The 26,947-nt window shown below is 42.0% G+C and carries 24 protein-coding genes and 2 tRNA genes; 6 read left to right on the forward strand and 20 right to left on the reverse strand.

Going from position 1 to position 26,947, the window contains the following annotated elements; translation table 11 throughout:
* Positions 1-82: 82 nt before the first annotated feature.
* A complete protein-coding gene (locus FC14_RS03060; protein WP_050611551.1) occupies positions 83-559 on the reverse strand; it encodes a universal stress protein in 477 nt (158 codons plus the stop codon).
* A 125-nt stretch (positions 560-684) separates the two neighbouring features.
* Positions 685-1,422, reverse strand: a complete 738-nt coding sequence (locus tag FC14_RS03065; protein ID WP_050611353.1) for a deoxynucleoside kinase — start codon at positions 1,420-1,422, stop codon at positions 685-687.
* A gap of 195 nt (positions 1,423-1,617) precedes the next feature.
* On the opposite strand from FC14_RS03065, the gene FC14_RS03070 reads away from it, so the two are divergent.
* From FC14_RS03070 to FC14_RS03080, 3 genes are all read left to right on the forward strand, one after another.
* Positions 1,618-2,088 carry a nucleoside 2-deoxyribosyltransferase gene (locus FC14_RS03070; RefSeq protein ID WP_056976439.1) on the forward strand — a complete coding sequence of 157 codons (471 nt, stop codon included), beginning with the start codon at positions 1,618-1,620 and terminating at the stop codon, positions 2,086-2,088.
* A gap of 103 nt (positions 2,089-2,191) precedes the next feature.
* A complete protein-coding gene (locus tag FC14_RS03075; RefSeq protein WP_056976440.1) occupies positions 2,192-2,848 on the forward strand; it encodes an ABC transporter ATP-binding protein in 657 nt (218 codons plus the stop codon).
* Complete coding sequence (locus FC14_RS03080; RefSeq protein WP_056976441.1) at positions 2,829-3,590, forward strand: ABC transporter permease; 762 nt, start codon at positions 2,829-2,831, stop codon at positions 3,588-3,590. Before FC14_RS03075 ends, FC14_RS03080 begins: the two co-directional genes overlap by 20 nt.
* Here FC14_RS03080 and FC14_RS03085 read toward each other — a convergent pair.
* The 10 genes from FC14_RS03085 to yycF all read right to left on the reverse strand — a co-directional run bounded on the left by FC14_RS03085 (position 3,573) and on the right by yycF (position 14,272).
* Complete coding sequence (locus FC14_RS03085; protein WP_056976442.1) at positions 3,573-4,382, reverse strand: Cof-type HAD-IIB family hydrolase; 810 nt, start codon at positions 4,380-4,382, stop codon at positions 3,573-3,575. The genes FC14_RS03080 and FC14_RS03085 overlap by 18 nt on opposite strands.
* A 16-nt stretch (positions 4,383-4,398) precedes the next feature.
* On the reverse strand, positions 4,399-5,154 hold the full coding sequence (locus FC14_RS03090) for a DeoR/GlpR family DNA-binding transcription regulator (protein WP_056976443.1): 756 nt from the start codon (positions 5,152-5,154) through the stop codon (positions 4,399-4,401).
* 147 nt (positions 5,155-5,301) lie between these two features.
* Positions 5,302-5,781 (reverse strand): 23S rRNA (pseudouridine(1915)-N(3))-methyltransferase RlmH, encoded by a 480-nt coding sequence (gene rlmH / locus FC14_RS03095; RefSeq protein ID WP_056976444.1) that lies wholly within the window; start codon positions 5,779-5,781, stop codon positions 5,302-5,304.
* Between the two features lie 330 nt (positions 5,782-6,111).
* Positions 6,112-7,365 carry a S1C family serine protease gene (locus FC14_RS03100; RefSeq protein ID WP_056976445.1) on the reverse strand — a complete coding sequence of 418 codons (1,254 nt, stop codon included), beginning with the start codon at positions 7,363-7,365 and terminating at the stop codon, positions 6,112-6,114.
* A gap of 90 nt (positions 7,366-7,455) precedes the next feature.
* Positions 7,456-8,265 (reverse strand): MBL fold metallo-hydrolase, encoded by an 810-nt coding sequence (locus FC14_RS03105; protein WP_056976446.1) that lies wholly within the window; start codon positions 8,263-8,265, stop codon positions 7,456-7,458.
* A gap of 27 nt (positions 8,266-8,292) precedes the next feature.
* The gene (locus tag FC14_RS03110; RefSeq protein WP_056976447.1) at positions 8,293-9,477 is read right to left on the reverse strand and encodes a family 1 glycosylhydrolase; all 1,185 of its coding nucleotides are present in this window, start codon (positions 9,475-9,477) and stop codon (positions 8,293-8,295) included.
* Positions 9,478-9,546: 69 nt separating this feature from the next.
* Entirely contained in the window at positions 9,547-10,341 is a 795-nt protein-coding gene (locus FC14_RS03115) for a two-component system regulatory protein YycI (protein ID WP_056976448.1), read from the reverse strand.
* 17 nt (positions 10,342-10,358) lie between these two features.
* Positions 10,359-11,678 (reverse strand): YycH family regulatory protein, encoded by a 1,320-nt coding sequence (locus FC14_RS03120; RefSeq protein ID WP_056976449.1) that lies wholly within the window; start codon positions 11,676-11,678, stop codon positions 10,359-10,361.
* A complete protein-coding gene (gene walK / locus FC14_RS03125; protein ID WP_056976450.1) occupies positions 11,668-13,539 on the reverse strand; it encodes a cell wall metabolism sensor histidine kinase WalK in 1,872 nt (623 codons plus the stop codon). Before walK ends, FC14_RS03120 begins: the two co-directional genes overlap by 11 nt.
* Before the next feature lie 19 nt (positions 13,540-13,558).
* Positions 13,559-14,272 carry a response regulator YycF gene (gene yycF / locus FC14_RS03130; protein WP_050611366.1) on the reverse strand — a complete coding sequence of 238 codons (714 nt, stop codon included), beginning with the start codon at positions 14,270-14,272 and terminating at the stop codon, positions 13,559-13,561.
* Between the two features lie 242 nt (positions 14,273-14,514).
* Between yycF and FC14_RS03135 the strand changes: the two genes are divergently transcribed.
* On the forward strand, positions 14,515-15,378 hold the full coding sequence (locus FC14_RS03135; protein ID WP_056976451.1) for a pyridoxamine kinase: 864 nt from the start codon (positions 14,515-14,517) through the stop codon (positions 15,376-15,378).
* The gene (locus FC14_RS03140) at positions 15,368-15,919 is read left to right on the forward strand and encodes an ECF transporter S component (RefSeq protein WP_056976452.1); all 552 of its coding nucleotides are present in this window, start codon (positions 15,368-15,370) and stop codon (positions 15,917-15,919) included. Before FC14_RS03135 ends, FC14_RS03140 begins: the two co-directional genes overlap by 11 nt.
* A 121-nt stretch (positions 15,920-16,040) precedes the next feature.
* On the opposite strand, the gene FC14_RS03145 is transcribed toward FC14_RS03140, so the two are convergent.
* The 4 genes from FC14_RS03145 to FC14_RS03160 form a co-directional block, all read right to left on the reverse strand.
* A tRNA-Lys gene (locus FC14_RS03145) sits at positions 16,041-16,113 on the reverse strand.
* A gap of 40 nt (positions 16,114-16,153) precedes the next feature.
* Positions 16,154-16,226: transfer RNA gene (locus tag FC14_RS03150), tRNA-Lys, on the reverse strand.
* Between the two features lie 191 nt (positions 16,227-16,417).
* Entirely contained in the window at positions 16,418-17,653 is a 1,236-nt protein-coding gene (locus FC14_RS03155; RefSeq protein ID WP_050611369.1) for a NupC/NupG family nucleoside CNT transporter, read from the reverse strand.
* A gap of 584 nt (positions 17,654-18,237) precedes the next feature.
* A complete protein-coding gene (locus tag FC14_RS03160) occupies positions 18,238-20,118 on the reverse strand; it encodes a bifunctional metallophosphatase/5'-nucleotidase (protein ID WP_056976453.1) in 1,881 nt (626 codons plus the stop codon).
* Positions 20,119-20,229: 111 nt separating this feature from the next.
* Here FC14_RS03160 and FC14_RS03165 point away from each other — a divergent pair, with 111 nt between their 5' ends.
* Positions 20,230-20,742 carry an acyl-CoA thioesterase gene (locus FC14_RS03165; protein ID WP_056976454.1) on the forward strand — a complete coding sequence of 171 codons (513 nt, stop codon included), beginning with the start codon at positions 20,230-20,232 and terminating at the stop codon, positions 20,740-20,742.
* 570 nt (positions 20,743-21,312) lie between these two features.
* Here FC14_RS03165 and FC14_RS03170 read toward each other — a convergent pair.
* The 4 genes from FC14_RS03170 to FC14_RS03185 all read right to left on the reverse strand — a co-directional run bounded on the left by FC14_RS03170 (position 21,313) and on the right by FC14_RS03185 (position 26,760).
* A complete protein-coding gene (locus FC14_RS03170; protein ID WP_056976455.1) occupies positions 21,313-22,605 on the reverse strand; it encodes an adenylosuccinate synthase in 1,293 nt (430 codons plus the stop codon).
* A gap of 240 nt (positions 22,606-22,845) precedes the next feature.
* Entirely contained in the window at positions 22,846-24,237 is a 1,392-nt protein-coding gene (gene dnaB / locus FC14_RS03175) for a replicative DNA helicase (protein WP_056976456.1), read from the reverse strand.
* A gap of 75 nt (positions 24,238-24,312) precedes the next feature.
* Complete coding sequence (gene rplI, locus FC14_RS03180) at positions 24,313-24,762, reverse strand: 50S ribosomal protein L9 (protein ID WP_056976457.1); 450 nt, start codon at positions 24,760-24,762, stop codon at positions 24,313-24,315.
* An 18-nt stretch (positions 24,763-24,780) separates the two neighbouring features.
* Complete coding sequence (locus tag FC14_RS03185) at positions 24,781-26,760, reverse strand: DHH family phosphoesterase (protein WP_056976458.1); 1,980 nt, start codon at positions 26,758-26,760, stop codon at positions 24,781-24,783.
* Positions 26,761-26,947: the final 187 nt, after the last annotated feature.

The following is a 26,947-nucleotide window of genomic DNA, read 5'->3' on the forward strand; positions in this document are numbered from 1 at the left end:
GACCGCATAGTCTATTTTATATATTTAAACTGTATACTTGACAGGACATAGTGCCGAGCCTTACGGGGCTTTAATTGTGAACTTATTTTGCTAAATCTGCTTCCGTTGTCCGCGCCATTAAGACGTCACACTTGGCAGCCCGGACCACGTAAGAAGCTACTGAACCAACAATAATCCTTTGGAAGAGGTTCTTGCCGGTTGAGCCTACAATAATCAAGTCGTTGTGGTATTCCGGTTGGAAGTCATTAACGATAACATCCTTAGGGTTACCAAAGCGTAAGTGTACGGACACGTTAGCTTCGTCTAAGCCATCAACATTAACTAAGTGATCGCGTAAATCTAACAAGTAAGCTTCATTTTCTTGTTCGATATCATAAATCTTAGCACCGTCTAAAGCGATACCAGCACCACCATATTCAAGGGAGTTAAGGTCTAAGACCCGCAAGATATCTAGGTGGGTGTTATTACGTTTAGCTACTTCTACCGCCGTCCGTAAAGCCACCTCTGCTCCCTTGGAACCATCTACTGCTACTAAAATGCGTTTATATTCTTGTGACATCTTAATCACCCTACCCTTTTATCTATCTATTTTAATGATAGCTTCATTTTAACCAAAATTCAAGCGTTATCATTTGTTAATCTAAATAAATAAGACCCCGGTGCTAATTTCCGGGGCCTTATTACTTAGGCTAATAATTCACTATGCTTCGTCTTTAGGTTTAAGAGGTGGTCGTGGCTAAGGTTGCCTAGTTCGACTAGCTTATGTTCGATTTGTTCTAGTACAGTAACCCGGTCAGCCATGTTGGCTACGAAATCATACTTATCACCATCAATGATTAACAGTGGGGAAGCGTCGTATTCCTTCATCCAAGTATCATAGTGCTTTAACAAGCGGTGGTAGTAGTCTACCAATGATGGATCCGTCTTGATTTGTTCGTAGTCCCGGCCCCGCTTTTCAATCCGCTTAATCATCGTTTCATAGGAAACCTTGATGGTAATCATCAAGTCAGGGGACTTTTTATGGGCTGCAAATGGCAATTCTTCCATCATGTTGTTTAACAAACTCTTATAAATATCGTACTCTACTTCGGTAGCATTACCCATTTCGGTATTCATCTTCATGAAGATTTCGTCCTCATAAATTGACCGGTCTAAAATATTATTATCCTCAGCCATTGCCGCTTTAATCATGGCAAAGCGCCGGTTTAAAAAGAAGGTTTGAAGGAGGTAAGCATAGGGATTAGTCGCATCCTTATCGCCTTGAGCCCGCTTTTTAGCAGCAATTTCATTACCTTTATAAAAAATTGGTAAGACTGGATTGTCTTTAACTGGTTCGTAGTAGGCTTTCGTGCCTAATTCTTGGGCTAAAATTTCCGTTAAACTTGATTTTCCTGAACCGATGATTCCTGATAAAGTAATCAAAATGACTAACTCATCCTTTCTTTTTAAACAACTAGAGACTTTTTTATCTCAAAATTAATCTGTATAATAAAAATAGAGTAACCTTTAATATAATACCTGGATTTTTCCCAAAAGAAAAGCCCCATTTTCATTATATTGTGCTTGCTCTAAAGATAAACTACTATATCTAGTTATTTGTATTTAAGGAGAAAAATTATGAACCGTATCTACCTTGCTTCCCCCTTCTTTTCAGATGCCCAAAACGAACGCATCGCCCAAGTTAAAGCAGCTTTAGATCAAAACCCTACTGTTAGTTCCGTTTTTGAACCAGCTAAGCATCCTTATGAAGCCGCTGAATTTGGCAGCCTCGAATGGCAAAAGGCCTGCTTCATGCTGGACACTTCCCAAATCATTAAGGCAGATGCCGTTGTTGCCATCATCGACTATAAGTTAGAAGAAAGCGATAATGAGGCAGACTCTGGCACTGCCTTTGAAATTGGCTATGCCTACGGTAACAATATCCCCGTAATTGTTGTTCAATTTGACCCTAATAAAGAGATCAACCTCATGATTCGCCAAGCAATGACCGCTTACTTTGACGTCAACAAAGATGGCCTCAACGCCCTAAGTAACTATGACTTTACTGAGCTAATGCCTAGCTTTAACGCAGAGCGGCCGGTTATTTAAGGCTCCAGATGAAAAGCCCTAACAAAAGTTGAGCACAACTTTTGTTAGGGCTCTTTTTTTATGTTATAATTTTAGAAAATTTATAAATAAAGGAGCCAAACCTATGTCAATTCTATCTTTAACTGACATCAGTTACCAAGTTGAGCAGCGGCAGATTTTAAATAAGGTTAACCTCGAAGTGCAAGCCGGTGACTTTCTAACTCTTACCGGTCCCTCTGGCGGTGGCAAATCCACCCTCCTCAAGATTATCGCCAGCCTCATCTCCCCGAGTGATGGTGAAATTATTTTTCAAGGTCAAAACCAGCGTGACTATGAAATAACCACCTACCGGCAACTGGTTTCTTATTGTTTCCAACAACCTAGCCTATTTGGCCAAACCGTTGCCGATAACTTACAGTTTCCCTTTGTTATCCGCAATGAAGCTAGTTCTCAGGTTCAAATTGAGCAGGCTTTAACCAAGGTTAACCTCCCCACCAGTTATCTAAATAAGAACATCACCGAGCTTTCCGGGGGTGAAAAACAACGGGTGGCCCTCCTAAGAAACACCATGTTTCTCCCTAAAATCTTACTTCTAGACGAAGTAACTGTGGGTCTTGATGCCCGTTCAATCGAAATTGTCCACCAATTTATCAAGCAGTTATGGCAAGAAGCCGGCTTAACAATTATTCAAATCACGCATAACCAAACAGAGCTAAGCCAAGCCGCCAAGGTCCTTTGGCTTGAAGAAGGGAGTCTTTCAGATGTCACAACTAGCCGTTAATAACTTTTCACTAGCCCTAGCCTTTGCCCTCGTACTGGTTGCCGTCTATATTAGTAACCGCGAAAAACTTGGCCTGACTAAAGACATTTTTTATAGTATTTCCCGGGCAATTATCCAGTTAATTATCGTCGGCTACGTTCTCAAATATATCTTTAACGTCAATAACGTACTGTTGACCGCCGCTATGAGTTTCTTCATTGTTCTCAATGCCGCCTACAATGCCCATAAACGCAACCCTAATCACAGCAAGCACTACCTTAATTCCTTGTTAGCTATCTTCATTAGCACTTACGTTACCCTAGGAGTCCTCGTTTTGGCAGGGGCCATTAAGTTTGTCCCCTCCCAGATCGTCCCCATCAGTGGGATGATTGCTAGCAACTCCATGGTTGCGATTGGGCTTTGTTATCGGAATTTACATGAACTTTTTATTAACCAGCGCCAACAAGTCTTAGAAAAACTGGCCTTAGGTGCTAACCGTAAACAGGCCTCGCTACCCCTACTGCACGCCAGCATTAAAACTGCCATGCAACCAACGATTGATTCAGCTAAAACCGTTGGCCTTGTCAGCCTACCGGGGATGATGTCAGGACTCATCTTTGCCGGCGTCGACCCCTTACACGCTATTAAATACCAAATTATGGTAACCTTCATGCTTTTATCGGCTACTAGTCTAGGTTCAATTATCGCTGGCTACCGCACCTATGTCGACTACTATAATGATCAACTACAACTCCGCATCTAAAATTAGTTTTTTAATTGCGTAGGCGACTCCATCCTCGTCGTTAGACTTAGAAATAAAGTCGGCGACCTGTTTAATCTTAGCACTTGCATTGGCAACAACTACCGCTGTCCCTACGGCAGTTAACATTGGTAAATCATTTTCGCCGTCACCAAAGGCCATCAACTGGTCCTTGGTGATTTTTTCTGCTGCTTGTACATGTGCAATGGCATTAGCCTTAGTCGCATCTTTATGGGTGATTTCAATGTAAGCTGGGTTAGAATTAACAATACTTACATTCTCTAAACCTAAAGCTAGCAAGGCAGCCTTTAATTTTCCTAGCACTTCCAAATCAAAACAAATTAGCATAAACTTATAAACAGGTCCTGTTAAACTCTTTAAATCAGCCTCCGTCACTAAAGTTGGCTCTAGGTGGGTAATGGACGTTTCATAGGCGGTACCTTCATCTTGCTTAAAGGCGTACCAGTTATCGGCATCATACCAGGTTAGGCTGACCTCTGGATAGGATTTGATAACCGCCATTAACTTAGTAAAATCACTTGGTTGTAATGGCTGTGAATAAAGCACTTCCCGCCGGGTGTCTAACTGTCTGTAAATTAAGGCCCCGTTAAAGGCAATCTGCGGGTTACTTAACTTTAGCTTGTTTAAGACGAAGTCCATCTCCATTGGGGCCCGGGCCGAAACCAAAGTAAAGGGTAAGTTGGTTTGTTTAATTACCCGCGCGTTTTCCTCACTAAAAGAACCATCCGTCCTTAACAAGGTATTATCCATATCTGAAAAAAGGTGTTTGTACATGACTTCCCATTCCTTCCTACTTAGCGTATAAAATCTGCGTATCCGACCTAAACCACTTACGTTGCGTCTTTGTTAGCTGTTCATCTGTAATTAACACGTCAATCTCATTTAAATCACAGACCTTAAATGAAGACCTATCGGTGTGAAACTTATACTGTTCTGCAACTACGACCACCTTACGGGCCTGTTTAATTGCCTGCCGTGGTAGATACGAATCATCTTGATCCACAACAAAAATACCCGCAGGACTAAGACGCGACGTTCCAATAAAGGCAACGTCAAATTGATAATTAGCTAGCTCACCTAGTGAGGTCATCGAACTAGTAAAACGATTATGCTTATTAAGGGTCCCCCCTAGTAGTTCAACCCGCATTAAGCGACTATTAGTTAGGGCTAGAGCATTGTCTAGTGAGTTGGTCACAATCGTCGTCCCCTTAAAATCAATTAGTTTAGCTAACTGTACTAAGGTTGTGGACGTATCAAAGTAATATAGACCATCATGACTAACAAACTTCGCTGCCAACTTGGCCATCTCATGCTTCAAAGGGGATAAAATCTTAGTCCGCTCCTTAAAATTAGGCACCCCGCTATCTCCTAGGGTCATCAGCCCGCCGTGAATCCGCAGGGCCTGACCTGTTTGCGCCAGGTGGTCAAAATCTCGTCTGACTGTATCCTTTGACACCGCTAGCTTCAAAGCCACCTCATTAGTCGTTAATTCTTCTTTTTTAGTTAAGAGCTGCTTTATTAGCCGTAACCTTTCTGCCGGTAACATTTTCTCACCCTCTTTTAGTTTTATCCTACCACATTCCCCTGATTTGAAAACGGTTAATTTGCGTTTAAATCCATTTTCTTGCATTTATTTGCGTTTTTATAGTTAAAAAAAGCGCGTTAGCCACTTAAGCTAACGCTACTCTTGTCATTACTTATGATATGGACTGCCGTTATTAATCATGAATGCCCTGTAAATTTGCTCGCTTAAAACTAACCTCATTAACTGGTGTGGTAACGTAAACCGCCCAAAGGAAATTTTGGTCTCCGCTCTTTTTAAGACGGCGGGACTTAACCCCAGTGACCCCCCAATAACAAAGGTGATGTCACTTCTACCATAGGTTGTCAACTGGGCAATTTCTTGAGCAAATTCCTCCGATGAGCGTTCTTTTCCTTCAATTGCTAAGGCGTAGACATACTCCTTATCCCTAATTTTGGCTAAAATCCGCTCACCCTCTTTTTCTTTTACGCCTTCCATCTCAGCCGCAGATAATTTTTCGGGCGCCTTTTCGTCAGGCACTTCCACAATCTCAAACTTACAAAATTTTCCTAACCGTTTGGCATACTCGGCAATTCCTTGCTTGAGATATTTTTCCTTTAACTTACCGACACCAATAATTTTAATGTTCATTTTTCACCCTACTTTTCCACAATTTTTTCCACAACCTAACCACAACATCTTGGCAAGAATGAGTGTTCCTAACAAGATAAGCCATCTTTTTTGACCGACTTATCCACAAGTCAGTAAAACTAAGCCTCGCTACAATCCAACGGCTGTATCCCTTTATTACCAAAGGTTATCAACGTCAATATTTTTAAATATTACAACTTATCCACAAGCAATGTCGCTTCTTGTGGATAAGTTTCACCTTGCGCTTAGCCCCTTTTTATTTTAGCAAAGTCCACTACTTTAACAAAGCTAAAAAAAGAACCGGCTCTTTGGAACCGATTCTTTTCACTTCTAATTTTCACTCTCCGAACTAGTAGCAGTCGTGGTACTTTCACTAGCTTCTAAACTCAAAGTCACCTTTTGGCTCTTAAGCTGCCCATCGTGATAGTACTTAATCGTCACGCTGTCTCCTACCTTATGCGCATATAAAGCTGTCTTTAAACTGGAAATTCCAGTAACCTTTTTGCCTCCTAAGCTGACTATAACGTCATACTTGGAAAGAATATCTTTTAAAGGCGAGTCTGAATCAGTCTTCATCACCACAACCCCACTGTCAACCCCATCAGATAACTTCAGGGTGTCAGACTTAGCACTATCAGATACATAATCTAAGTCGATGCCAGAAATGCCTAAGGCCGGACGGGAGACCTTACCCTTGGTGACTAATTGGTTAATGATTTTTACCACTTCGTTACTTGGAATGGCAAAGCCCATCCCCTCAACCGAAGCATTTTCAGAGCTGCTCGAATTAGACGATAATTTCATCGAGTTAATCCCAATTACCTGCCCGTCTAAGTTAACCAATGGCCCCCCTGAATTACCGGAGTTAATAGCAGCATCCGTTTGGATAACGGTTGTCGAGCCTGTCGTTACCCCCGAGCTGTTGGTAATGTCTAAGGTCCGCTTCTTAGCCGAAATAATCCCCTGGGTTAACGAAGTAGCATACTCTGACCCCATTGGTGAACCAATTGCTAGGGCCGTTTCCCCTACTTGGATGTTGTCAGAATTTCCAAAGGTGGCCGTTTGTTCAACGTTTTTGGCGTCAATCTTTAGGACCGCTAAGTCAGAAACAGAGTCTTTACCGACCACGGTCGCTTTAACCCGCTTACCACTATAAAGCATAACATAAAAGCTATCTGCCCCAGAGATAACGTGGTTATTCGTTACTACGTAGGCGGTATTACCATTTTTCTTATAGATTACCCCCGAACCTTCACTTTCTGAGGTCGTCTCTTCGGAACTACCACTACTAAAGCCAAAAATGGAATCAATACTGTTATCACTCTTTTGGTAGGCTTCAACCGTCACCACCGCCCGCTTAATCTTGTTAAAGGCCTTGGTAGCTTGGGTGCTGACGTTAACCTTAACATTACTTACCTTAGTGGTAGCTTGGCTATCATCACTACTGCTTACCGCTTGATTTTGATAAAGGTTATAGGCACCAATCGTTAGCCCACCACCAAGTACCCCGGCAACTACCGCTACCAAGGCAGTTTTTAAAAATGACGACTTTAATCTTGCTTGTTTTTCTTCTTTCTGCGCCATTATAATTCTCCTTCCACGTTAGTTTATGCTTTTATTCTAGCCAACAAATATGAAAAATACTTGAAATTCTTGGTACTTTCTTAAGCTAAATTAGAGACTAACTAGCGGAGTTGCCTGGGCTGGATCGGTATCGAACAATTCAAAGTCATGTCCGACCCCTAAGTCTTGTTCGGCTAGTAAGTTTGCAACCGTTAAGTGGGCTAAGGGTTTCATATTATTTTCCCGGCTTAAATGACCTAAATAAATTTGCTTAGTATGATTGCCAATCACACTCATTAAAGCTTTAGCCCCGTCTTCGTTAGACAGATGACCTTGGTCACTTAAAATTCTTTGCTTTAGTGACCAGGGATAGGTCCCAACTCGGAGCATTTCAATGTCGTGGTTACATTCAAACAAGTAGGCGTCTGCATCACTAATAACCCCGGCCACTTCTTCTGAGACGTAACCCGTATCCGTTACAATCGCAAAGGTCGCCCCGGCATGGTGAAATTCGTAGAATTGCGGTTGGGCTGCATCGTGTGAGACCTGGTAGCTAACCACGTCTAAATCGTCAAAGGCTTTCAATTCCCCCGGTTGAAAGAGGTGTTTTTGTTCAGCCTTAATCTTACCAATCTTTGGCCCCATCGCCTGCCAAGTTTTTTCATTTGCGTAGACGTCTAAACCATAACGCCGTGCTAGGACCCCTACTGCTTGAATGTGGTCAGAGTGTTCGTGGGTTACAAACAAGCTGTCTACCTCGTCTAAACTTCGACCGATAGATTCCATTAAGCCTGCAATTTTTTTACCAGATAAGCCCGCATCTACCAATACCTTCCGTTTAGGAGTTTCAATGTAGGTTACGTTCCCACTACTACCACTGGCTAACACACTAATCTTTAACTTATCATCTTTAGACGCCATGATATTTTAGGTTCCCTTCTAACATTACTAAATTTCAAGTCCGTTATTAAAAATTATGTCTTGATAGTCATTATAGGCTGCCGTTTTTTGACGGGTTAGGTCACTAGCGACTGCTACTAGCCCCCCATTAAATACCTGCGGAAAATAGCCGACCACCGTAGCTTTTTGGCTTAAGGCCCTAGCAACCGCTTGAATATTTTGCCGATACTTAGAACTGAAATCCCCGACTATAATCGGTAACTGATATCTTTCCGTCAGTTCTAATAAGGCCACCTCTAAGTTATGCTGTGTCTCTGGCCAATTTAAGTAAATAAAATCAACCTTGCTTTCAGCCAGAGTTTCCGCGTCTAGTTCGTCTAAGTCAAGCTCAATTTCAGCCTGTTCCAAAAGTTGCGCTAGTAGGGGGGAGTACGCCCCTCTTAATACCAAATCAGCTAGCAACCTTTGCTTGAAGTTTTGCTCAAATGCTGCGCGACCTTCGGTAAGATCAACTTGGTAGCTAATTCCATATCCTAGTTGGCTAGCCTGAAACTGTTCGTGCAGGTTCTTACTAGCTAGGCTACTTGCGAGCAACTGGTGAACCAAGGCTTGGTATGCAATCTCGGCATCAGCCCGGCTTAAAATACCTCCAGCTAGGTAAGGGGCGTTTAAAACCGCAGTCAAGTCAATAAAAGTTAACCACTTACTTACCAACTGCCCAAAATTATCGAAGCAGGCGTTAGCATAGCGGTTAAAATCTGCTACCAACCGGCGTGTGGCCCAACCATTATACTTAACACTCAAGTTTAGCGGCAAGGCCCCGTCGCCTAAAATAACAATCGGTTCTAGCCCTAAAGCTTTTATCTTAGTTAACAAAATTTGGTAAAACTTAAGTCCGACTTCGTTAGGACTCAATTCTTCTCCCTTAGGAAATAACCGGGCCCATGATAAGGACACTAATACCTGACTAATCCCAAGGTTAACCAATGTTTGTAAGTCTTCATCTAAGCGGTGGTAAAAGTCCACCCCCTGCCGGCTAGGATAAGAAGCTAACCCTTCAATTTCCACGGCCGCTAACACTTCTTCAAGGTCTAACTTAACTACGTTCTCAGAAGCTGTGAGTACATCATAGGTGGTCAACCCCTTATTACCTTGGTCAAAGCCTCCCTCATCATCTTTAGCTAAAATAGTCGCTCCAAAATTAAATTGTTTGGGAAAACGCATTACTGTCATTGTTAATCCTTCCTACCTGTTTTTCCTAAAAGTATAGCACGCAACTTACCCTAACCGGGCCTATTTTGCTTAGTCTTCCTCCATTACGGTTCCAGTAAAGGCATTAATCCTGCGGTAATAGTAATTACCCGACGCATTATTTTTGATGTAGAAGTTCCAGGTGGGAATATAGATAGTGCTGTTATTAACGGCCAGTAACTTCGTATAGCCTAAGTCACTCCACTCAATCGTCGAGTTGCTAGGCAGCTTATTATATTGATATAGCCAAACTAAAGCCCGCTGTTGGCTAATCGTTTCTTTCTTCTCGCGCAGGGTTTGAACTTTACTCAAATACCCCTGGGTGTAGCCAGTTACATAGCCATTTTTCACCGTAAACCTAATTTGGCCCGCACTGGAATACACTGGTTTACCATGAACCAATTGGGTATAGACCAGCGTATTTTTGCTGGAAAGACTAGCCGCGTAGCGGTAATCTTTGCCATTGATAACCTGGTTTTCCTTGTTGAGTAAGGCTTTCATTGTCTTTTGGGGGTTAGTTCCTAGCTTAACCATGGTTGCAAAGGTAACGGTTAGACGGTGATTATTATACGCCCAGCTAACAAAATTTAGTTGGTCGGCCTTATCCCTTAGGTAATCATCATCCGCACTCGCGATGTAATAGCCCGCCCCCTTAGCTTGGGAAATCTTACCGGTGGTTATTTGGTCATTATGAATGCTCTTCAAAATCGAACTCGCTTCATTACCATTCACTGTATTGGTCGTGGCATCAACGTAATCATTTTGCTGGGTATACGAATAGATTAAAAAGATGTCAAGCACAATGAAGGCTAGAAAAAAAATCCAAATTATCTTCTTAAAATTCATTTAACTTGCCACCTTTCCTAACTATTAAGCAAACTCTGATAATCTGACCATTGATTATCATATTTAACAAAATACGTTGGTTTTAAATCCACCACTTGGTTAGAAGTCTGGTTTTGATTCCAACTGTAGCCTACCTTAATATCGCCAATCTTAGCTTGATCATAGCCCCGGCTAAGCAACTGGCTTATTACCCACCTCGTATTAGGTAAAGTTATCGCTCCCCCAGCTGAAGGCACCGGAATTTGCAAAGTATATAACGAAAAATCTAGCCGCTTTTTTCCGCTATTTGTCAACAGGATACTATATGCCCCCGCACTTTCGGCTGCAATCACAGGGTAACCATTAATATAATTACGATAAGTCAGCAAGTGGCGCTTACTATCATAACAATCATAGCGAACGTCATCTAAGGCCACCCCAATGTTATTTAAGTTAGTCAGTCCGGCCGTTAAATAATTTTCATAACTGTAATTTCTCCTAGAGTTACTACTGTTATAGTCATTAAAGGTCACGGCCCCAGTCTTCTTTTGAATGGTTAACCGCATTGCTGCACCGTCAGAGTAGGTTGTAGTCGCGTCCTGTTCTTTAGCGGTAATAGCACTAGTGTTATTAGTTCCCAATAGCCGGTTAACAAACAAGCCAGTGGTCTCCTTATTTAAAAGATAGCTATACTGGGCAACCTTAATCCCATCTTGATAGAACAAAGTATACTTATCCCCGATTTTTTCAAAGGTTACCTCACTTCGTAAGTTGTCCTTATCTTTAGCAAGCGCGACGAGTTTTTGCTTAGTGGCTTTCTTTAACCCCACCATATAAACAGCCTCTTGCTTATCATCCATGAGGTAAATTCTGTCCATCTTAGTTAGGGGGATAATAATCCTTGAAATCAAAGCTGACTTATACTTACTTACCTTAAAGTTAAATGTTTCTGCCACCGTCCTAGCAGTCACGGCTACAGGATAATTTAAAACTAAGGCATTTTTAGTGTGCAAGTAGCGCTGGTAAGTGCTAGCGGATTTAGTCGGCAGCCGCTTAATGTCCTCGTATTGCCATTTAACCAGCTGCTTTTTAGTGTAATTGGTTAAATCTAGCGTATCACTGGTTAAGCGGTATTGCTTAGCATCGTCATTAAAAACCACGTTAGTTGGCAAGTAAATGTCCCCAACCTTTTTTCTAATGCTATCTGGCAGCGCGCTATTAGGCGTGCTACTCGTCGCGCTAGAATTAGCTTGCGAGCGGGCCGGGTTAATCCAAATCAAGTATGAAAATACCAAACTAATAACTACTGCAACTAGGAGTCCTAGTACCAATAAGTACTTTCTTAAATTAAGCCTCATCCCATGCATCCCCCTCGTACTCTTCATAAGGCAAGGAAATATAGAATGTTGATCCCTTTCCTTCGATACTGTCTACCCAAATCTTACCATGGTGGAGGGCAATTACCTCTTTAGAAATGGCCAAACCTAACCCGGTTCCGCCTTGGGCACGTGAACGGGCCTTATCAACCCTGAAGAAGCGGTCAAAAACATGGTTTAAATCCTTCTTAGGAATCCCCAAACCTTGGTCGGTAATACTCAAAATCACATGGTTGTGCGTTTCTAACAAGCGACAAGTAATTACCCCACCATCGGGCGAGTACTTGATGGCATTATTCATGATATTATCCACCACTTGAATAAACTTGTCGGTATCAATTTCCACCCATAAGTCCCGCTTGGTAAAATCCCGCTTGATGGTGTAATTCTTGGTCTTGGTATCACGGGTATCATTATTGTCCTTATCCAGCATCATATCAAAGCGATTTAAAATATAATTAAATAATTCGTTTAGATTAACTAATTCTAGTTCCAATTGCAGTCTACCAGAATCCATCCTAGACAGGCTCAAGAGATCATTAATCATCCGAATCATGCGGTCGGTTTCATCCTGGGTAACCTTTAAGAATTGGGGGGCAACCTCAGGATCCTTCCAGGCCCCATCATTTAGCGCCTCGATATAACTGCGCATACTCGTTAACGGTGTGCGTAGCTCATGAGAAACGTTAGAAACGAACTGACGCCGTTCGCGATCAATCTTTTGTTGTTCGGTCACATCATGCAAAACGCAGACCAAGCCAGAAATAAAGCCCGATTCTCGTTGAATCAAGGAGAAATAGGCATTTAAAATCTGTTCGTGTTCTGCATCTGATAAGTCTAAGATAATCTCGTCTTGATTCTCCAAAATTTCACGTAACGTATACTGAGACCGAATATCTAGCACATCTAAAATCGACCGGCCAATGACCTCGTCGGGGTTAACATTTAAATCCTCCGAAGCCATCTCGTTAATGATGGTAATATTACCCCGGCGGTCAGTTGCAATCACCCCATCAGACATGTGGGACAAGACTGAATCTAACCGGCGGCGTTCCGCTTCAGAACTTTCCTGCGCCTCTTCAATCTTGACCGACAAGTTATTAACCGCTTGGGCTAACTGACCGAGTTCATCTTGACCATAAATTCTAACCTGGCCTGAATAGTCCCCGCGGGCAATCCGACTAGTTTGTTTTTTCATCTCATCAATCGGCCGCGTTATCGCCCGCGAAATCACGATTGCTAAGGCCATCCCAATAGCGGTCGCGATTAACGAGGCGGTTGCAAAAATCACTACCACGCTGTTGATGGAATCATACACCGTCTCCATATTAGCCTTGACGTAAACTGCCCCCACCACGGTGTTAGTATTACCGCTAACACTTAAAAGCGGCGTAATTGCGATATAATACCGGCGGTTATCCCGCTTATCGTAGGTGGTTTTAGTAAAGGAACGACTATTATAGATAACCTGCTTTATCTCGGCATCCGTCGTCTTTTGCCCAACTAACGAGCGGTTGTTGACATCGCTATCGCCCCTAATGGTTCCCTTAACGTCGACCACTTGAATCTCCGAGATGTTTTCATTGTTAATATCTTCTAGTACTTTACGAATCTTTTGGTTAGCAGCCGCCGTATCACTGCTATTTAAGCTAGCAATTAGAGAATTATCAACATAAGTCGACAACTCGACCCTTTGCTTGAAGGTTTTAATATTATCGCTTTTTAACTGTTGCACAAAAACAGCCCCCACGATTTGAAACGTTATTAACAGTAATAACGCAAACACAAGAGCTATTTTAAAATGAATTGATTGAAAAAAGCGCAACTTCTTATTGACACTCATTTACCCGTTTATCCCCTTTTTATTCTGCTTCAGGGTTTCTCAAATAATAACCTACTCCCCGCCGGGTAACCAACCAAACAGGCCGGCTAGGGTTATCCTCAATTTTCTCGCGTAACCGTCTAACCGTCACATCAACCGTCCGAACATCGCCGAAATAATCATAGCCCCAAACGGTCTGTAATAAGTGTTCCCGCGTCATCACTTGGCCAATATGCTTAGCCAAATAGTGGAGCAACTCGAATTCACGGTGGGTTAGTTCAATTTTATCCCCGTGCTTTGAAACCATGTACGCCTCAGGGTGGATGGTTAAATCACCAATGGTAATATCGCTGTTGGCATTTTCTTCTTCCGCCTGACTATTAGCTGCAACAGCTGACTGGCGTCTCAAGTTGGCCTTAACCCGGGCCACTAATTCCCGGTTAGAAAATGGTTTCGTTACGTAATCATCCGCCCCCATTTCCAGCCCGAGGACTTTATCGATTTCTGAATCCTTAGCCGTCACCATGATAATCGGCATATCGTGGGTTTTACGAACTTCCCGCGCAACTTCTAAGCCATCAATCTTAGGTAGCATTAAATCAAGGATTACTAAATCAGGGTTAACTTCTTCGACTTGTTCTAAGGCTTCCTGGCCATCATAAGCCGTATAAACGTCATAGCCTTCCTTAGTTAAGTTAAATTTGATAATATCTGAAATCGGTTTTTCATCATCAACAACTAAAATTTTCTTCATAACTCTTCTCCTAAATGAATAAATCCTTACACATAATAAGATAAAATTCTGTCCCCCTAATTATAACCCATTATTAGGGCAAAACCAAGAAAGTCACCGCTTAACCAGCGCTTACACCTAGTCACTTTTTAAAGATTTTCCCGTAAATATCCTTATTTTCACTTGTAAACATGCTATAATACTAACAAGCTCTTCGTTTGAGCTGCTAGTCTAGATTTTTTAGTTAGAGGCGAGGAGGACTCATGCTAGATAAGGTTTTAATCAGTCAAGATTTATCGTGTTATGGGCAGGTATCGCTAGGAGTAGCCTTACCCTTGCTAGGCGCCAGTGGTTTTGCCCCCACAGTCCTGCCAACTGCGGTTCTTTCAACGCATACCGGCGGCTTTGGAGCTAATAGTTATCTTGACTTAGCCGATGAAATGCTTAACATCATTCATCATTGGCAACAACTAGACCTAAAATTTACCGCGATCTATCTGGGATATTTAGGAAAGCGGGCTTTATCTGTCTGGTTAAACCATTACCAAACCCTAGCTATTCCTTCAACTATTACCCTAATCGACCCGGTTATGGGCGATAATGGTCGGCTCTATCGTGGCTTTGATGACGACTACGTTAAGGAAATGCAAACGCTAATTAAAACTGCGACAATTGTTACTCCAAATTTTACCGAGGCTGCCTTCTTATTGAACCAGCCTCAACTTGCTACTTCTCCACCAACAATTGAACTAGCAGAAAAATTAGCCCGCACCTTAGCTGAAAAATATTCAATTCCAACTGTTGTCATCACGGGGATTGACCTAGCTGCAGATCAAATTGGCTTAGTTTGTTATGAACAAAGGCCAGACCGCAGTCAAAGCTTCGTCCAACCTAAATTGGCTGGGAACTTTTTTGGGACGGGCGACCTCTTTGCAAGTAGTCTTTTAACTGGCGTTTTAGCGGGCTTAGCAACTCCTGTAGCATGCAAGCTGGCAATGGATTTCATTAGCCAAGCGATTGCTAACACCCCCAAAAACCACGACCGCCGCTTGGGAATTAATTACGCTTCTAGCCTAGATTTTCTACTAAATACCCTTAATAAAAGGAGGAGAGTCGATGCGGACTAACCAAAACAGCCTGCGCGCCATCGTGTTAACAGGTTTATTTGCTGCCATCATCTATATTGGGATTTGGGTTCTGCGCATTCCAATCCCCGCTATGGTGGGACGCCCTTTCATTCACTTTGGTAATACCCTAACAGCTGTGGCCATCCTAACCTTAGGTTTACGTAACGGTATGTTAGCCGGGATTATCGGTTTAGGCGGTTTTGATATTTTAAATGGCTATGCTGCTACTTCTTGGTTAACAATGCTTGAAGTGGTTATTGTCGCCTTGGTAATTTCCGGACTTTTCAAGGCTTTCAACTATCAAGACAGCCGGCGAAATATTATCATCCTTGCAATTGGCGCGGGTGTGACTAAGATTTTTACTTCTTATTGTACGTCAATTGTCGAGGCACTAATGGCAGGAACGGTCTTTAAAGTTGCCCTAGTTGCGTCTTTTTTCAGTTTACCTGCTACGGTGATCAATTCTATTTCGACAGCCATTTGTACCCCGCTTTTATACTTCTTCCTTAAGCGTATTTTACAGGCAGTCACTAAGCGTTAGCGAAATTATAACAACTAATATAAATAGGACCTTAGCATGAAGCTAAGGTCCTATTTAGCCTGTAAAAAATACTGATTATAACAAAAAAGCCATCCACAAGGGATGACCAGTAAATCTCTGATGAGTGGCCAGGGGATCGAACCCTGGACCCACGGATTAAGAGTCCGTTGCTCTGCCAGCTGAGCTAGCCACTCATATCTATATTAAAAGTAGATAATGAAGATAAATCTTCAATGGGTGGTCAGGGGATCGAACCCTGGACCCACGGATTAAGAGTCCGTTGCTCTGCCAGCTGAGCTAACCACCCATATTTCTTAAGCCAGAAGCTTTATCGCTTACCGACAAGAAATATAATACCAAGTATTTTTTACTTATGCAAGTCTTTTTTTAATTTTTTTGCACTTTTATTTAAATTAATTACTTTTAAGCTTTTTTTGGTAAAAGAAAACAGCTAGGAAAACTCTCTCCTAGCTGCTTTCTACCTTACTTATAAGCTGATTACCAAACGAAAATTCCGACCATTGCTGCGGATAGAAGGGAAACTAAAATCCCTGAAATTAACATGTAACCAACGTTTTTAGAAATTAAGCTGTTCTTTTCTTTGTTAACAATCCCTTTGAAACAACCGATAATCATCCCAACTGTTGAGAAGTTAGCAAAGGAGGTAACAAACACTGTCAATACTGCCCGGAAGTGGTCGCTAAAGGCCGCTGTCCGGATGGTCTTAGTAACTTCACCCATTACCACGAATTCGTTAGTAACTAACTTAGTTCCCATGTATTGAGCAAACTTGAAGGCATCATCAACAGGTAAGCCCATTAACCAAGCAAATGGGAACATGATGATTCCTAAGATGTGTTCTAGGGATAACCATGGATAAATAGCCCCTAAAAGCTTATCAATCATAGCGGCTAAGGCAACGAAGGCCACAACGTTGGCGCAGATGATTAAGATTAGCTTACCTGCTCCTAAGATAGAATCACCTAAGAAGGAGAAGAATGGTTCTTTCTTACCATCAGCTTCAACATCGCCTGCTTCTTCCGCTACGGCACTGTGCATTGTTGCAATCGTATCTTCTTCTTTTGGAACGGAAACAGGGTTTAACATCGCAGTTACAATCAAGGCGTTCACAACGTTAACAGGTACAGCAGTCAAGATAAATTGTGCTGGCATCATCAAAGTATATGAACCAATAATTGAAGCAGTTACACAAGACATAGACATCATTGCCAATGTCAAGTTACGTTCTTTACTCATTTGCTTTAATTGTAAGCTAGATACGGCTAAAGCTTCTGTGTTACCTAAGAACATCATTTCAACCGCAAAGAATGATTCAAATTTTGGTTGCCCTGTTAACCAGGAAAGACCCCGTCCGATTAATTTAATGAACCAAGGTAAAATTCCAATGTAAGTTAAAATATCAAATAATGGCACGATTAGTAAAATTGGCATTAAAACGGAGAAGAAGAAGTCCATTTGCTTAACCTTAACCATGCTTGGAAAGGCAAAGGCAATCCCTTCATACGCAACTTGAACAAGTTGGTCAAATCCAGCCGCTGCCCCCTTAACAATCATCCGTCCAATTGGGAAACTTGTTAAGAACCAAGCTAAGACTAAGTTGAAGACAACCATGATTAAGACTGCCTTCCAGTTAATTGCTTTCCTATCCTTGGAGAAAATCCACCCAATGGCTAGAAAAATTAGCAAACCAATAACGTTTATTGCTAAATACACAATAATACCTCCTAAAAATTAAGAAACATAATAAAAAATTAAAGAATATAAACTTTTTAATTAGTATATATACTTTGCCCTACTTTGTAAACTCTGAACATTTTTCGGAAAATTACGATTTACTAATCTAATAGGTAAAACATTTTATCAAGAAAAAGGTTTTACTCACATCAAAAATACGGTTTCAAATAATTGCCACCTTATCATTTCCCCGAACGATTAATTTTCACTTAGAAAAATAATTTATTTTTTAAGTAAAATTCAAGCTTAAAAGAAGATATTTTTTGAAAACGCTTGCTTTTTTAAAGGATTCAGCTATAATAATAGGTGTAAAGGGGTTATAGCAATCCTACGAAGAAAAGTGCCAGTACTGGCCAAGCGTTTATATTAAGATGTCTTTGGATATCAACAGATAGGTAGGATGGAACTCCTTTCTATAAGCTATAATTTCTCCTAACGGATCGCCTGATAATGTAAAAGAAGATCGTGAAGAACTATTTGCGGTGATGTAAGGTTACTAGAAATTATAGGCTACTATATAACAAAAGACGGTGGATGAAGATTACTAGTCCACCGTCTTTTTATTATTTCCGCTTAAATTTTGCCCGTTTTAGGCGCAATAACTTTTTAGCTACCCAAATTACAATTAATCCTAACCCGAGTACTATCCCAATTAAGGCAAAGGTAAAGTGATTAGGCTTACTCAATAAGGCTAGCGGATTATAGCTAGCTTTTTGCACCTTCCGCTTGTGCAAATGGTTATAGTAGCTAGGTATCGTCGCTAATCCTTGCCTACCTTTAGGAAATGATTGTAAGTAACTGGCAAAAGCCTCAAAGACCTTATACTCACGCTGCCCCTTCATCACCACCATTTGTTGGTAATCTGTCACCGCCTGGCCATTACTTTTACGTGGGGTTACATTTAAGAGACCATACGATTGTTTTTTTAGTGAGCCTAACATATGGGCTGAGTACATATCTGCAACCACTGGATATAACTTAGTATCCTTGATTTGCCTTTTATGCCCCTGCTTATCAAGCAAATAAGCCGCCGTCACCTTGTTCATCAAAGCTCTATGAGGATTGTATTCGTAACCTAATCCGCTCATATACAGGCGGGCCGAGTTTAAGTAGTTGGCTAAGGAGGCATCAATTTCAGCTACCTTTTTTAAATCCTTCCCGGTCAGATAAACCCTTACTAAGGGATAAACTGGCAACTTATCTTGACCCTTACCTAGCGAAAAGAGGTTAAAGGCATCGTTGATTGTTACCGGCCCTTTAACTAAGGTATCGCGAATTACCCCCGCTGGGACAATCGCTACATCCGCCTTAATCTTAGCTTGTTGTAACGCGTATAAATACGAATCTGCCATAAAATCACCCAGCCGGTGCTCTCCTGGCTTAAAGTAGTGATCATCTACACTTTCAAAATTATATGGATTATAGGCGATTACTTGATCCTTATGGTAGCCCAACTTACTTAAATAAGTTTGGTCAATCAAGGCCGTATCCGCCCTTAATTGTTTTTCTACCTGCTGATCTTTAGGAATTGCTTGCGTCATTGAAATTAAGCGATAATCAACTAAATTCCAGCGATGATTTAACTTTTGCTTTAGCTTCACTAGGCCCGTGTACCGTCCGTATGCACCACAAGAAACAATGTAGGTTTGCCCATGTCTTAGCGGCTTGTTCAAAACGGTATGAGTATGCCCACTAATAATTAAGTCTAAGTCAGGGACCTTCTTTGCCAGCTCTTCGTCTTCAGAAGTCTTAGTCTGGCTTGTACCACTATGGGATAGGCAAACTATCATGTCGACTTTTTCTTTACGCTTAATTTCAGCCACCGTTTGCTTAACGGACTTAATCGGATCCTTGAACTTCAACTTGGTTGTCGGGGTATCTTCGATTGAATCGTTACCCATTACCCCAATTAAGGCAATTTTGACGTTGCCCTTTTTTACCACCGTGTACTTTTTTAAACCGTACTTTTTAAATTCGGCTTCCAGTTTAGGGCTAGCTGATTTTTGCCAGTCAATGTTTGCCTCTAACAAGGGCAGCTTCTTAGCCTTGGTCAACATTTTAGCCAAAGCTTTATCACCATAGTCGAATTCATGGTTACCCAAAGTCGTCGCATCAAAGCCTAGCTCCTGCAAAAAATTTAATTCGGTCGCCTGGCGCTCATATAAAGTCTGGTATAAAGTCCCCATACTAAAGTCACCGGCATCAACTACCAACGTGTCAGGATGCTTTTGGCGCTGCGTTTTAATCACAGTTGCTAACCGGCTAACCCCTCCGACATCCTCAATCCCCTTTGGACTTGCCAACCGGTATGAATCTAAGTGTGAATGTAGATCATGAGTAAAGATGACCTCTACTTTTTTAGGGCTACTTGCTTGAACCGAACTTAGGCTTAATAACAGGCCGCAAATACTCACAATTGCTATCTTCAAAGTCTTTTTCACCACTAGTTATTCCCCTCTCTTTTTATCAGCCTTATTTTAAAGAACTTTTTTATAGGCCGCAAGTGTCAAAGTTTGTTAAACTAAAGGTATCATTGTTAGGAAGAAGTGTTTTTTATGTCAAGTCAAATTCTAACTTGTCGTCAAACCCTAGCGGTTACCAGCCACCGCGTACTCGCCAGTGATTTAAACGAGCACGGGACCGTTTATGGCGGTCGCCTGCTTGAAATTTTGGACGGCACTGCTTCAATTTCGGCCTCCCGGATTGGAAGGGCCAGCCTCGTTACGGCCTCGCTTGACGAGTTAAACTTTATTTTACCCTTCAAATTAGATGATTCTTTTTGCATTGAAACTTACGTTACGGGAACAGGTACCCGCTCAATCGAGGTCTTTGCCAAAATCATTGGTGAACACCTAAATACTGGCGAACGCTATCTAGGGGCAACCGCCTTCTTAACCTTTGTCGTTCCTGACAAGGGGGTCACCCTAGGCCAAATTACCCCCGTAAGTGAAGAAGAACAATATATTTGTGCTGGCTACCCTAAACGCCGGCAAGCGCGGATGTTAGCCTACCAACAACAAAAGGCCTTCCAAGCCCAGCTATCGCTCAAACATCCTTGGGAAAACTAAAAAAAGTCCAACGGCTAGTTCCGTTGGACTTTTAGCTTAGTTTCGGGCTAATTCTAGCAATAACTTAATTGCCTCTTGGTACGAACAGTTGCGTTCTGCCATTACTTGCTTAATTAAATCTTCCGTGGATGTTTCTGCTGAAATTACCATGCAGTCTTCCCCCTATTCCTAAGTTAACTCAAAAATAATTCAAACGTCCGTTCTTGATTTTTTAATACTTCTATATTTTAGCGCGCTTTTTTCTAAAAGAAAAGAGTTAATATAGTTAAAAAAATATAACAATCCAAATAGAGGTTATCGTAGCAAGCTTTCATAACTAGAAAAAAATTTTTTTGCATTCCAATATACAATCATATACACTCATTGCAACTATTTACTACCCGTTTAAACTATTCAATCCCCCTAAAATCAAATCAAACTGTTTTTCCTGCCATTAAACGGTAACCGCGCTCAAGCTTAGTATGACTTACTTTTTAGCATAATTCATTATTATTCATTACCTAGAAATTATATTTAGATAAAAAATAACCTCAAGAACTTAGCTAAGTTCTTGAGGGTATTGCTTCTTAATTAGATACGGGCCCACACGTTATCCAAGACGTTTGTTTGTTCACGGTCTGGGCCAACAGAGAAGGTTGACACCTTAACTCCAACTAAATCTTGAATGCGATGGATGTAGTTGCGCGCATTTTCTGGTAATTCTTCCAAAGTCTTGCAGCCAGTAATATCTTCTTGCCAGCCAGGTAAGGTTTCATACACAGGCTTGCATGCTGCCAATTCCTTCAAGCTAGCTGGGTAGTGATAAATCTTTTCGCCATTTAATTCATAGGCTGTACAAATCTTGATTTCGTCTAACCCGGTTAACACGTCTAAGCAGTTGAGACAAAGGTTAGTTAAACCGGAAACCCGCTTAGAGTGGCGCATAACCACGCTATCAAACCAACCAATTCGCCGTGGACGCTTAGTTACCGTTCCGTATTCATGACCAACTTCCCGAATCCGGTCACCGATTTCATCAAATAATTCTGTTGGGAAAGGTCCGTCCCCTACACGGGAAGTATAGGCCTTACATGCCCCCACTACCTTATCAATCTTAGCTGGGCCTACCCCACTACCGATGGTAACCCCACCAGCTACGGGGTTGGATGAAGTAACGAATGGATAAGTCCCGTGGTCAATATCTAACATTACCCCTTGAGCCCCTTCAAATAAGACCCGTTTGCCTGCATCTAAGGCATCGTTTAAAACAACCGAAGTATCAGTTACGTATTCCTTGAAGCGTTGGCCGTATTCATAGTAAGGTTCAAAAATATCTTCAAACTTCAATGGTTCTGCATCATAAAACTTTTCAAAGAGGCGGTTCTTTTCCGCAAGGTTAGTCCGTAATTTTTCTTCAAAAGTTTCCTTATCTAACAGGTCGGCTACCCGAATGCCCACGCGAGCGGCCTTATCCATGTAAGCTGGGCCAATCCCCTTATTAGTTGTCCCAATCTTGTTGCCCTTTTTAGACTTTTCTTGCAAACCGTCTAGAACAATGTGATAAGGCAAAATAACGTGAGCCCGGTCAGAAATTCGGAGGTTGTCTGTAGGAACCCCTTTTTCTTTTAGGTAGTCCAACTCAGCCACTAATGATTTCGGGTTCAAAACCACCCCGTTACCGATAACGCTAATCTTATCTGAGTAAAAAATCCCGGATGGAATTAGGCGTAACTTAAAAGTTTCCCCGTTAAAAACGATGGTATGACCGGCATTGTCCCCACCTTGATAACGAGCGATTACTTCAGCATCCCGACTCAAGAAGTCAGTAATCTTTCCCTTACCTTCGTCGCCCCATTGGCTTCCTACAACTACTACTGATGACATTAACTTCACCTCATTATTTTTGTCACGGAAACGGTACTTCGTTTCTAGTTTTCTTTTAGACAGCTAACCTGTCTTAACACCGTAACTATTGTAACAAATCGCCCCCTAACATTCAAGGTAAACCCGAATATTATCTCACTGAAATAATAATTAAAATTAAATTAACGAACTTTTTTAGGGCCAAATAGTAAAAAAAAGAGAAACTAAGCTAGAACTTTCGTCTTTCTTAGTTTCCCTAATTTAAACCCCTTCTGGTTGCTGGTAAGTAATATTGACAAACTTGTTGTAAGCTTTTAAGAAGAGTAACTTCACCGTCCCGCGCGCACCGGCCCGGTTTTTTTCGATAATTACTTCGATTTCACCGGCGTCGTTTGCACCTTCATCCGCAGGCGCCTTGGTATCTTCATCATTGCTACCTTCTCGTTCATAGTAATCATCCCGGTAAAGAAAGGCCACAATGTCGGCATCTTGTTCAATCGCCCCGGATTCCCGAATATCGGATAAAACCGGGCGCTTATCTTGCCTTTGTTCCAAACCACGTGACAGCTGGGACAAGGCAATCACCGGTACCGATAATTCCTTGGCCAGTTTCTTTAACTGCCGCGAAATTTCGGAAACTTCTTGCTGGCGACTTTCTCTCCCCGAGCCTTCAATTAACTGTAAATAATCGATTACTACTAAGCCCAGGTTACCCGTTTCCTTAGCCAAACGCCGACACTTAGCTCGAATCTCGGCCACCTTAATTCCCGGCGTATCATCAATATAAATATTGGTCCGCGAAAGCACCCCGGAAGCCATGGTGAGGTTATCCCATTCTTCATCGGTTAGCTGCCCAGTTCGCAGGTTGTTAGCCCGAATAGAGCCTTCGGCACATAACATCCGGTTAACCAGCGATTCGGCCCCCATTTCCAACGAAAAGATTGCCACCGCTTTGTCGGTACTAATGGCAATGTTTTGCGCGATATTCAAAACGAAGGCTGTTTTCCCCACCGCAGGTCGGGCCCCAATAATAATCAAATTATCTTTCTGCAAACCGGCTGTCATCTTGTCTAAGGCATCGTAACCTGTAGCTAGCCCAGTAATGTCTTCTTGTTGGGTTGATAGCCTGTACACCTCATTTAAGGCCTCATCTAAGACGCTAGCCACCTTCTTAAAGCCAGCCCGGTTGGTATTTTCGGCAACATCCATTACCTTTTTTTCTGCCTGGTCAAGGATAGAAGTCATATCATCATTTTGCTCTTGAGCCATTCCGATGATGTCAGAGGCCACCGCAATCAAGCGCCGGCCTACCGCCTTATCCTTGACAATTTTCGCATAATAACCCGCGTTAGCAGCCGTTGGCACCGAATCAACCAATTCCATTAGGTAATCTAGACCACCAACATCTTCAACCTGATTTTTTTCTGCCAGCTTGTTTTGAATCGTTAACACATCAATGGCTTCACCGACATCATTTAAATCAACCATTGCCTGGAAGATAAGTTGGTGAGCACGGCGGTAGAAGTCGCTGGCTTCAATGTATTCCATCGCGTCGGTTAAAGCATCAGCGTTGAAAAAAACAGCCCCTAAAACCGCACGTTCAGCTTCAATATTTTGGGGTGGCAGATTTTGCTCAAGCACCTCATTATCCATTACTTTTCTTCCTTTCTAGCTTAAAAAAGCGCTTGGCCTAACTTTTTTGTCACCAAACGCCGGCTTATCTCGCCTTTATTTTTCTGAAATGTGAACCCGAATCTTAGCAGCAACTTCGTTATGCAACTTAACGGGAACATTAACGTAACCCATTGAACGAATTGGTTCTTTTAAGTCCATCTTACGCTTATCAATCTTTAATTGATATTGTTGCTCTAAGGCTTGGGAGATTTGCTTGCTGGTAATTGAACCAAATAAGCGGCCATCTGTGCCCGCCTTGGCTTTTAATTCAACCACAAAGTCGCCGGACTCCAATTTTTCTTTTAATACCTTAGCTTCGGCTAAAATTTCGGCATCGTGTCTTGCTTCAGCCCGCTTTTGGCCAGCTAATTGACTCATTGCTTGCGCATTAGCTTGCTTAACCTTGCCACTTTTGATTAAGAAGTTAGCGTAACCGTCTGGAAGTTCCTTTACTTCCCCACGCTTACCCTTACCACGTACATCTTGTGTAAAAATAACTTTCATCAAATCTACCTCCTAAAATTATTCGGTCTCAGTATCATTTTGAAGTGTTGCATTCAGAATTGCAAGTAGTTCGTCTTTCACTTGCGCAATCTTTTGCCCTTCAATTTGAGTGGCTGCATTTGAGAGGTGACCACCACCACCCATTTTTTCCATGATAACTTGGACGTTAGTCTCACCGTTACTTCTAGCGGAAATGCCAACCGTATTCTCGGCCCGTTTCGTAATCACAAAGGAAGCCTCAACCCCACTAATATTTAGGAGTGAATCGGCTGCTTGGGCGGCGGTTACTGGATCATAAATCTTCTTTTCTTCACCCGCAACCACTGCATTACCAGCCCCAATAAATTCAACCCTATCAATGAGGTGATTTCTTTGCAAGTAACTATCAACATTTTCCTTCATAAAATGTCTAGTCATTTGTAAGTCAGCTCCCACCGAACGTAGGTAGGAGGCCGCATCAAAGGTCCGCGTCCCCGTCCTAAGTGAAAATGACTTCGTATCAATAATGATTCCCGTCAGCATGGCGGTGGCTTCTATCTTATTGATTGGTTCAGCGTCCTTGGTCTGATATTCAAACATTTCTGTAATCAGCTCACAAGTAGAACTTGCGTAAGGCTCAATGTAAACTAAAATTGGATTTTCAGGAAATTCTTCGCCCCGCCGGTGGTGATCAATCACCATTACCCTATTTTGTAAACGTTGGTAAAGTTCGGCGCTAATCGAGATTGACGGCTTAGAGTGGTCGACCATAATCAATAGGCTCTTCTTAGTAGCCTTTTCCAACGCCTCACTAGGCGAGATAATCTTACCCTTAATTTCCGGGTACTGCTTTAGACTTGCCAGCAACCTTTCAATATCGGAATGCATTTTTTCTTGATCTAATACAATCCAACATTCTTTTTTAGTCATCGCTGCAATCCGTCTTAAGCCAAGACAGGCCCCAATCGAGTCCATATCAGGCCGTTGGTGACCCATCACAAATACCTGGTCAGACTGATTCATTAATTCTTGTAAGGCCTGAGAAATCATCCGGGCCCTAACCCGCGTCCGCTTCTCCATCGGGTTAGTTTTTCCGCCATAAAAGCGGGCTTGCCCATCTATTTCACGGACAACAGCTTGATCCCCACCCCGACCTAAGGCTAGGTCTAGGTTGCTTTGGGAAAGCTTAGAAAGCTCGGCTAAATCCTCGCCCCCATAAGCAATCCCCATACTTAAAGTCAACGGACTGTTGCGCTTGGAGGTACTTTCACGGACTCTGTCTAAAATCTTAAACTTCTCGGCCTCTAATTCGCGTAAAGCCTGGGTATAACCAAGGAAAAAATAATGGTCCTCGTCGACCCGTTTTAAAAACATCTTAAATTGTCGGGCCCAATCGGACAGGGCATTAGTCATGTAATTACTCAAATTAGAAATGGCCTTATCGTTCAACGATTTAGTTATTTCATCATAATTATCCAAAAAAATTTGGCCAATCACCAGCCGTGAGTTATCATAGCGTTTCTGTAACTTGGCATAGTGTGTAATTTCCATCATGTAAACTGCATGGATTTCACTTTGAACTAAAAGATTGAAGTAGGCTCCCCGCCATTCAACCTCCACTGCCTTGTGATTCTCTTGATTTTCCGCAATAATTTGGGCTAAATCCTCATCGACTTCGGTCAAAGGCCGCCCTAAGACATCTTCTTGTCCAAAAAAATGCTGTAAGGCCGGGTTAACCCACTCAACCTCGGCTTGTTCATTGTAAAACAATACACCTAAGGGCATTCTGATAAAGGCATCTTGCTCTCCACGTTTCATCCGGTAAGATAAATCGGCTAGGTACTCACTGGTATCTTCATTGGCTTGCAACAAGACACTGTAAGCCAAGACCCCAACTATCAAGGATAAAACCAAAACGATTAAACCCCATAAGCCATTAACTATAAAGGCAGTTATTACTGCTACTACCGCTAGTCCCAATAATAAGAAGGCTAACAAGCGTAACTGCTCATTTTTCATAAAAGCTGGTAAAAATTTTTTCACGGGTACATCCCCACCATTTTTTAGTATTTCCTAAAAATTAATATATCCTTTATTTTATCATACTAGTTTATGCCTGTCTTAAAAGGGCGGTGTTTGTATTTTATTTGTAACTGAAACTTGAAAGCATGAAATAGTGGATACTTCCCGCTACTTCATGCTTTTT

Source organism: Ligilactobacillus agilis DSM 20509 (genome assembly GCF_001436215.1).
Lineage (GTDB): Bacteria > Bacillota > Bacilli > Lactobacillales > Lactobacillaceae > Ligilactobacillus > Ligilactobacillus agilis.

Bases quoted from the DNA above. Each gene is read 5' to 3' on its own strand.
- FC14_RS03060 (WP_050611551.1), bottom strand. From the start codon at position 559: ATGTCACAAGAATATAAACGCATTTTAGTAGCAGTAGATGGTTCCAAG.
- FC14_RS03070 (WP_056976439.1), top strand. From the start codon at position 1,618: ATGAACCGTATCTACCTTGCTTCCCCCTTCTTTTCAGATGCCCAAAAC.
- FC14_RS03075 (WP_056976440.1), top strand. From the start codon at position 2,192: ATGTCAATTCTATCTTTAACTGACATCAGTTACCAAGTTGAGCAGCGG.
- FC14_RS03080 (WP_056976441.1), top strand. From the start codon at position 2,829: ATGTCACAACTAGCCGTTAATAACTTTTCACTAGCCCTAGCCTTTGCC.
- FC14_RS03085 (WP_056976442.1), bottom strand. From the start codon at position 4,382: ATGTACAAACACCTTTTTTCAGATATGGATAATACCTTGTTAAGGACG.
- FC14_RS03090 (WP_056976443.1), bottom strand. From the start codon at position 5,154: ATGTTACCGGCAGAAAGGTTACGGCTAATAAAGCAGCTCTTAACTAAA.
- rlmH (WP_056976444.1), bottom strand. From the start codon at position 5,781: ATGAACATTAAAATTATTGGTGTCGGTAAGTTAAAGGAAAAATATCTC.
- FC14_RS03100 (WP_056976445.1), bottom strand. From the start codon at position 7,365: ATGGCGCAGAAAGAAGAAAAACAAGCAAGATTAAAGTCGTCATTTTTA.
- FC14_RS03105 (WP_056976446.1), bottom strand. From the start codon at position 8,265: ATGGCGTCTAAAGATGATAAGTTAAAGATTAGTGTGTTAGCCAGTGGT.
- FC14_RS03110 (WP_056976447.1), bottom strand. From the start codon at position 9,477: ATGACAGTAATGCGTTTTCCCAAACAATTTAATTTTGGAGCGACTATT.
- FC14_RS03115 (WP_056976448.1), bottom strand. From the start codon at position 10,341: ATGAATTTTAAGAAGATAATTTGGATTTTTTTTCTAGCCTTCATTGTG.
- FC14_RS03120 (WP_056976449.1), bottom strand. From the start codon at position 11,678: ATGAGGCTTAATTTAAGAAAGTACTTATTGGTACTAGGACTCCTAGTT.
- walK (WP_056976450.1), bottom strand. From the start codon at position 13,539: ATGAGTGTCAATAAGAAGTTGCGCTTTTTTCAATCAATTCATTTTAAA.
- yycF (WP_050611366.1), bottom strand. From the start codon at position 14,272: ATGAAGAAAATTTTAGTTGTTGATGATGAAAAACCGATTTCAGATATT.
- FC14_RS03135 (WP_056976451.1), top strand. From the start codon at position 14,515: ATGCTAGATAAGGTTTTAATCAGTCAAGATTTATCGTGTTATGGGCAG.
- FC14_RS03140 (WP_056976452.1), top strand. From the start codon at position 15,368: ATGCGGACTAACCAAAACAGCCTGCGCGCCATCGTGTTAACAGGTTTA.
- FC14_RS03165 (WP_056976454.1), top strand. From the start codon at position 20,230: ATGTCAAGTCAAATTCTAACTTGTCGTCAAACCCTAGCGGTTACCAGC.
- FC14_RS03170 (WP_056976455.1), bottom strand. From the start codon at position 22,605: ATGTCATCAGTAGTAGTTGTAGGAAGCCAATGGGGCGACGAAGGTAAG.
- dnaB (WP_056976456.1), bottom strand. From the start codon at position 24,237: ATGGATAATGAGGTGCTTGAGCAAAATCTGCCACCCCAAAATATTGAA.
- rplI (WP_056976457.1), bottom strand. From the start codon at position 24,762: ATGAAAGTTATTTTTACACAAGATGTACGTGGTAAGGGTAAGCGTGGG.
- FC14_RS03185 (WP_056976458.1), bottom strand. From the start codon at position 26,760: ATGAAAAATGAGCAGTTACGCTTGTTAGCCTTCTTATTATTGGGACTA.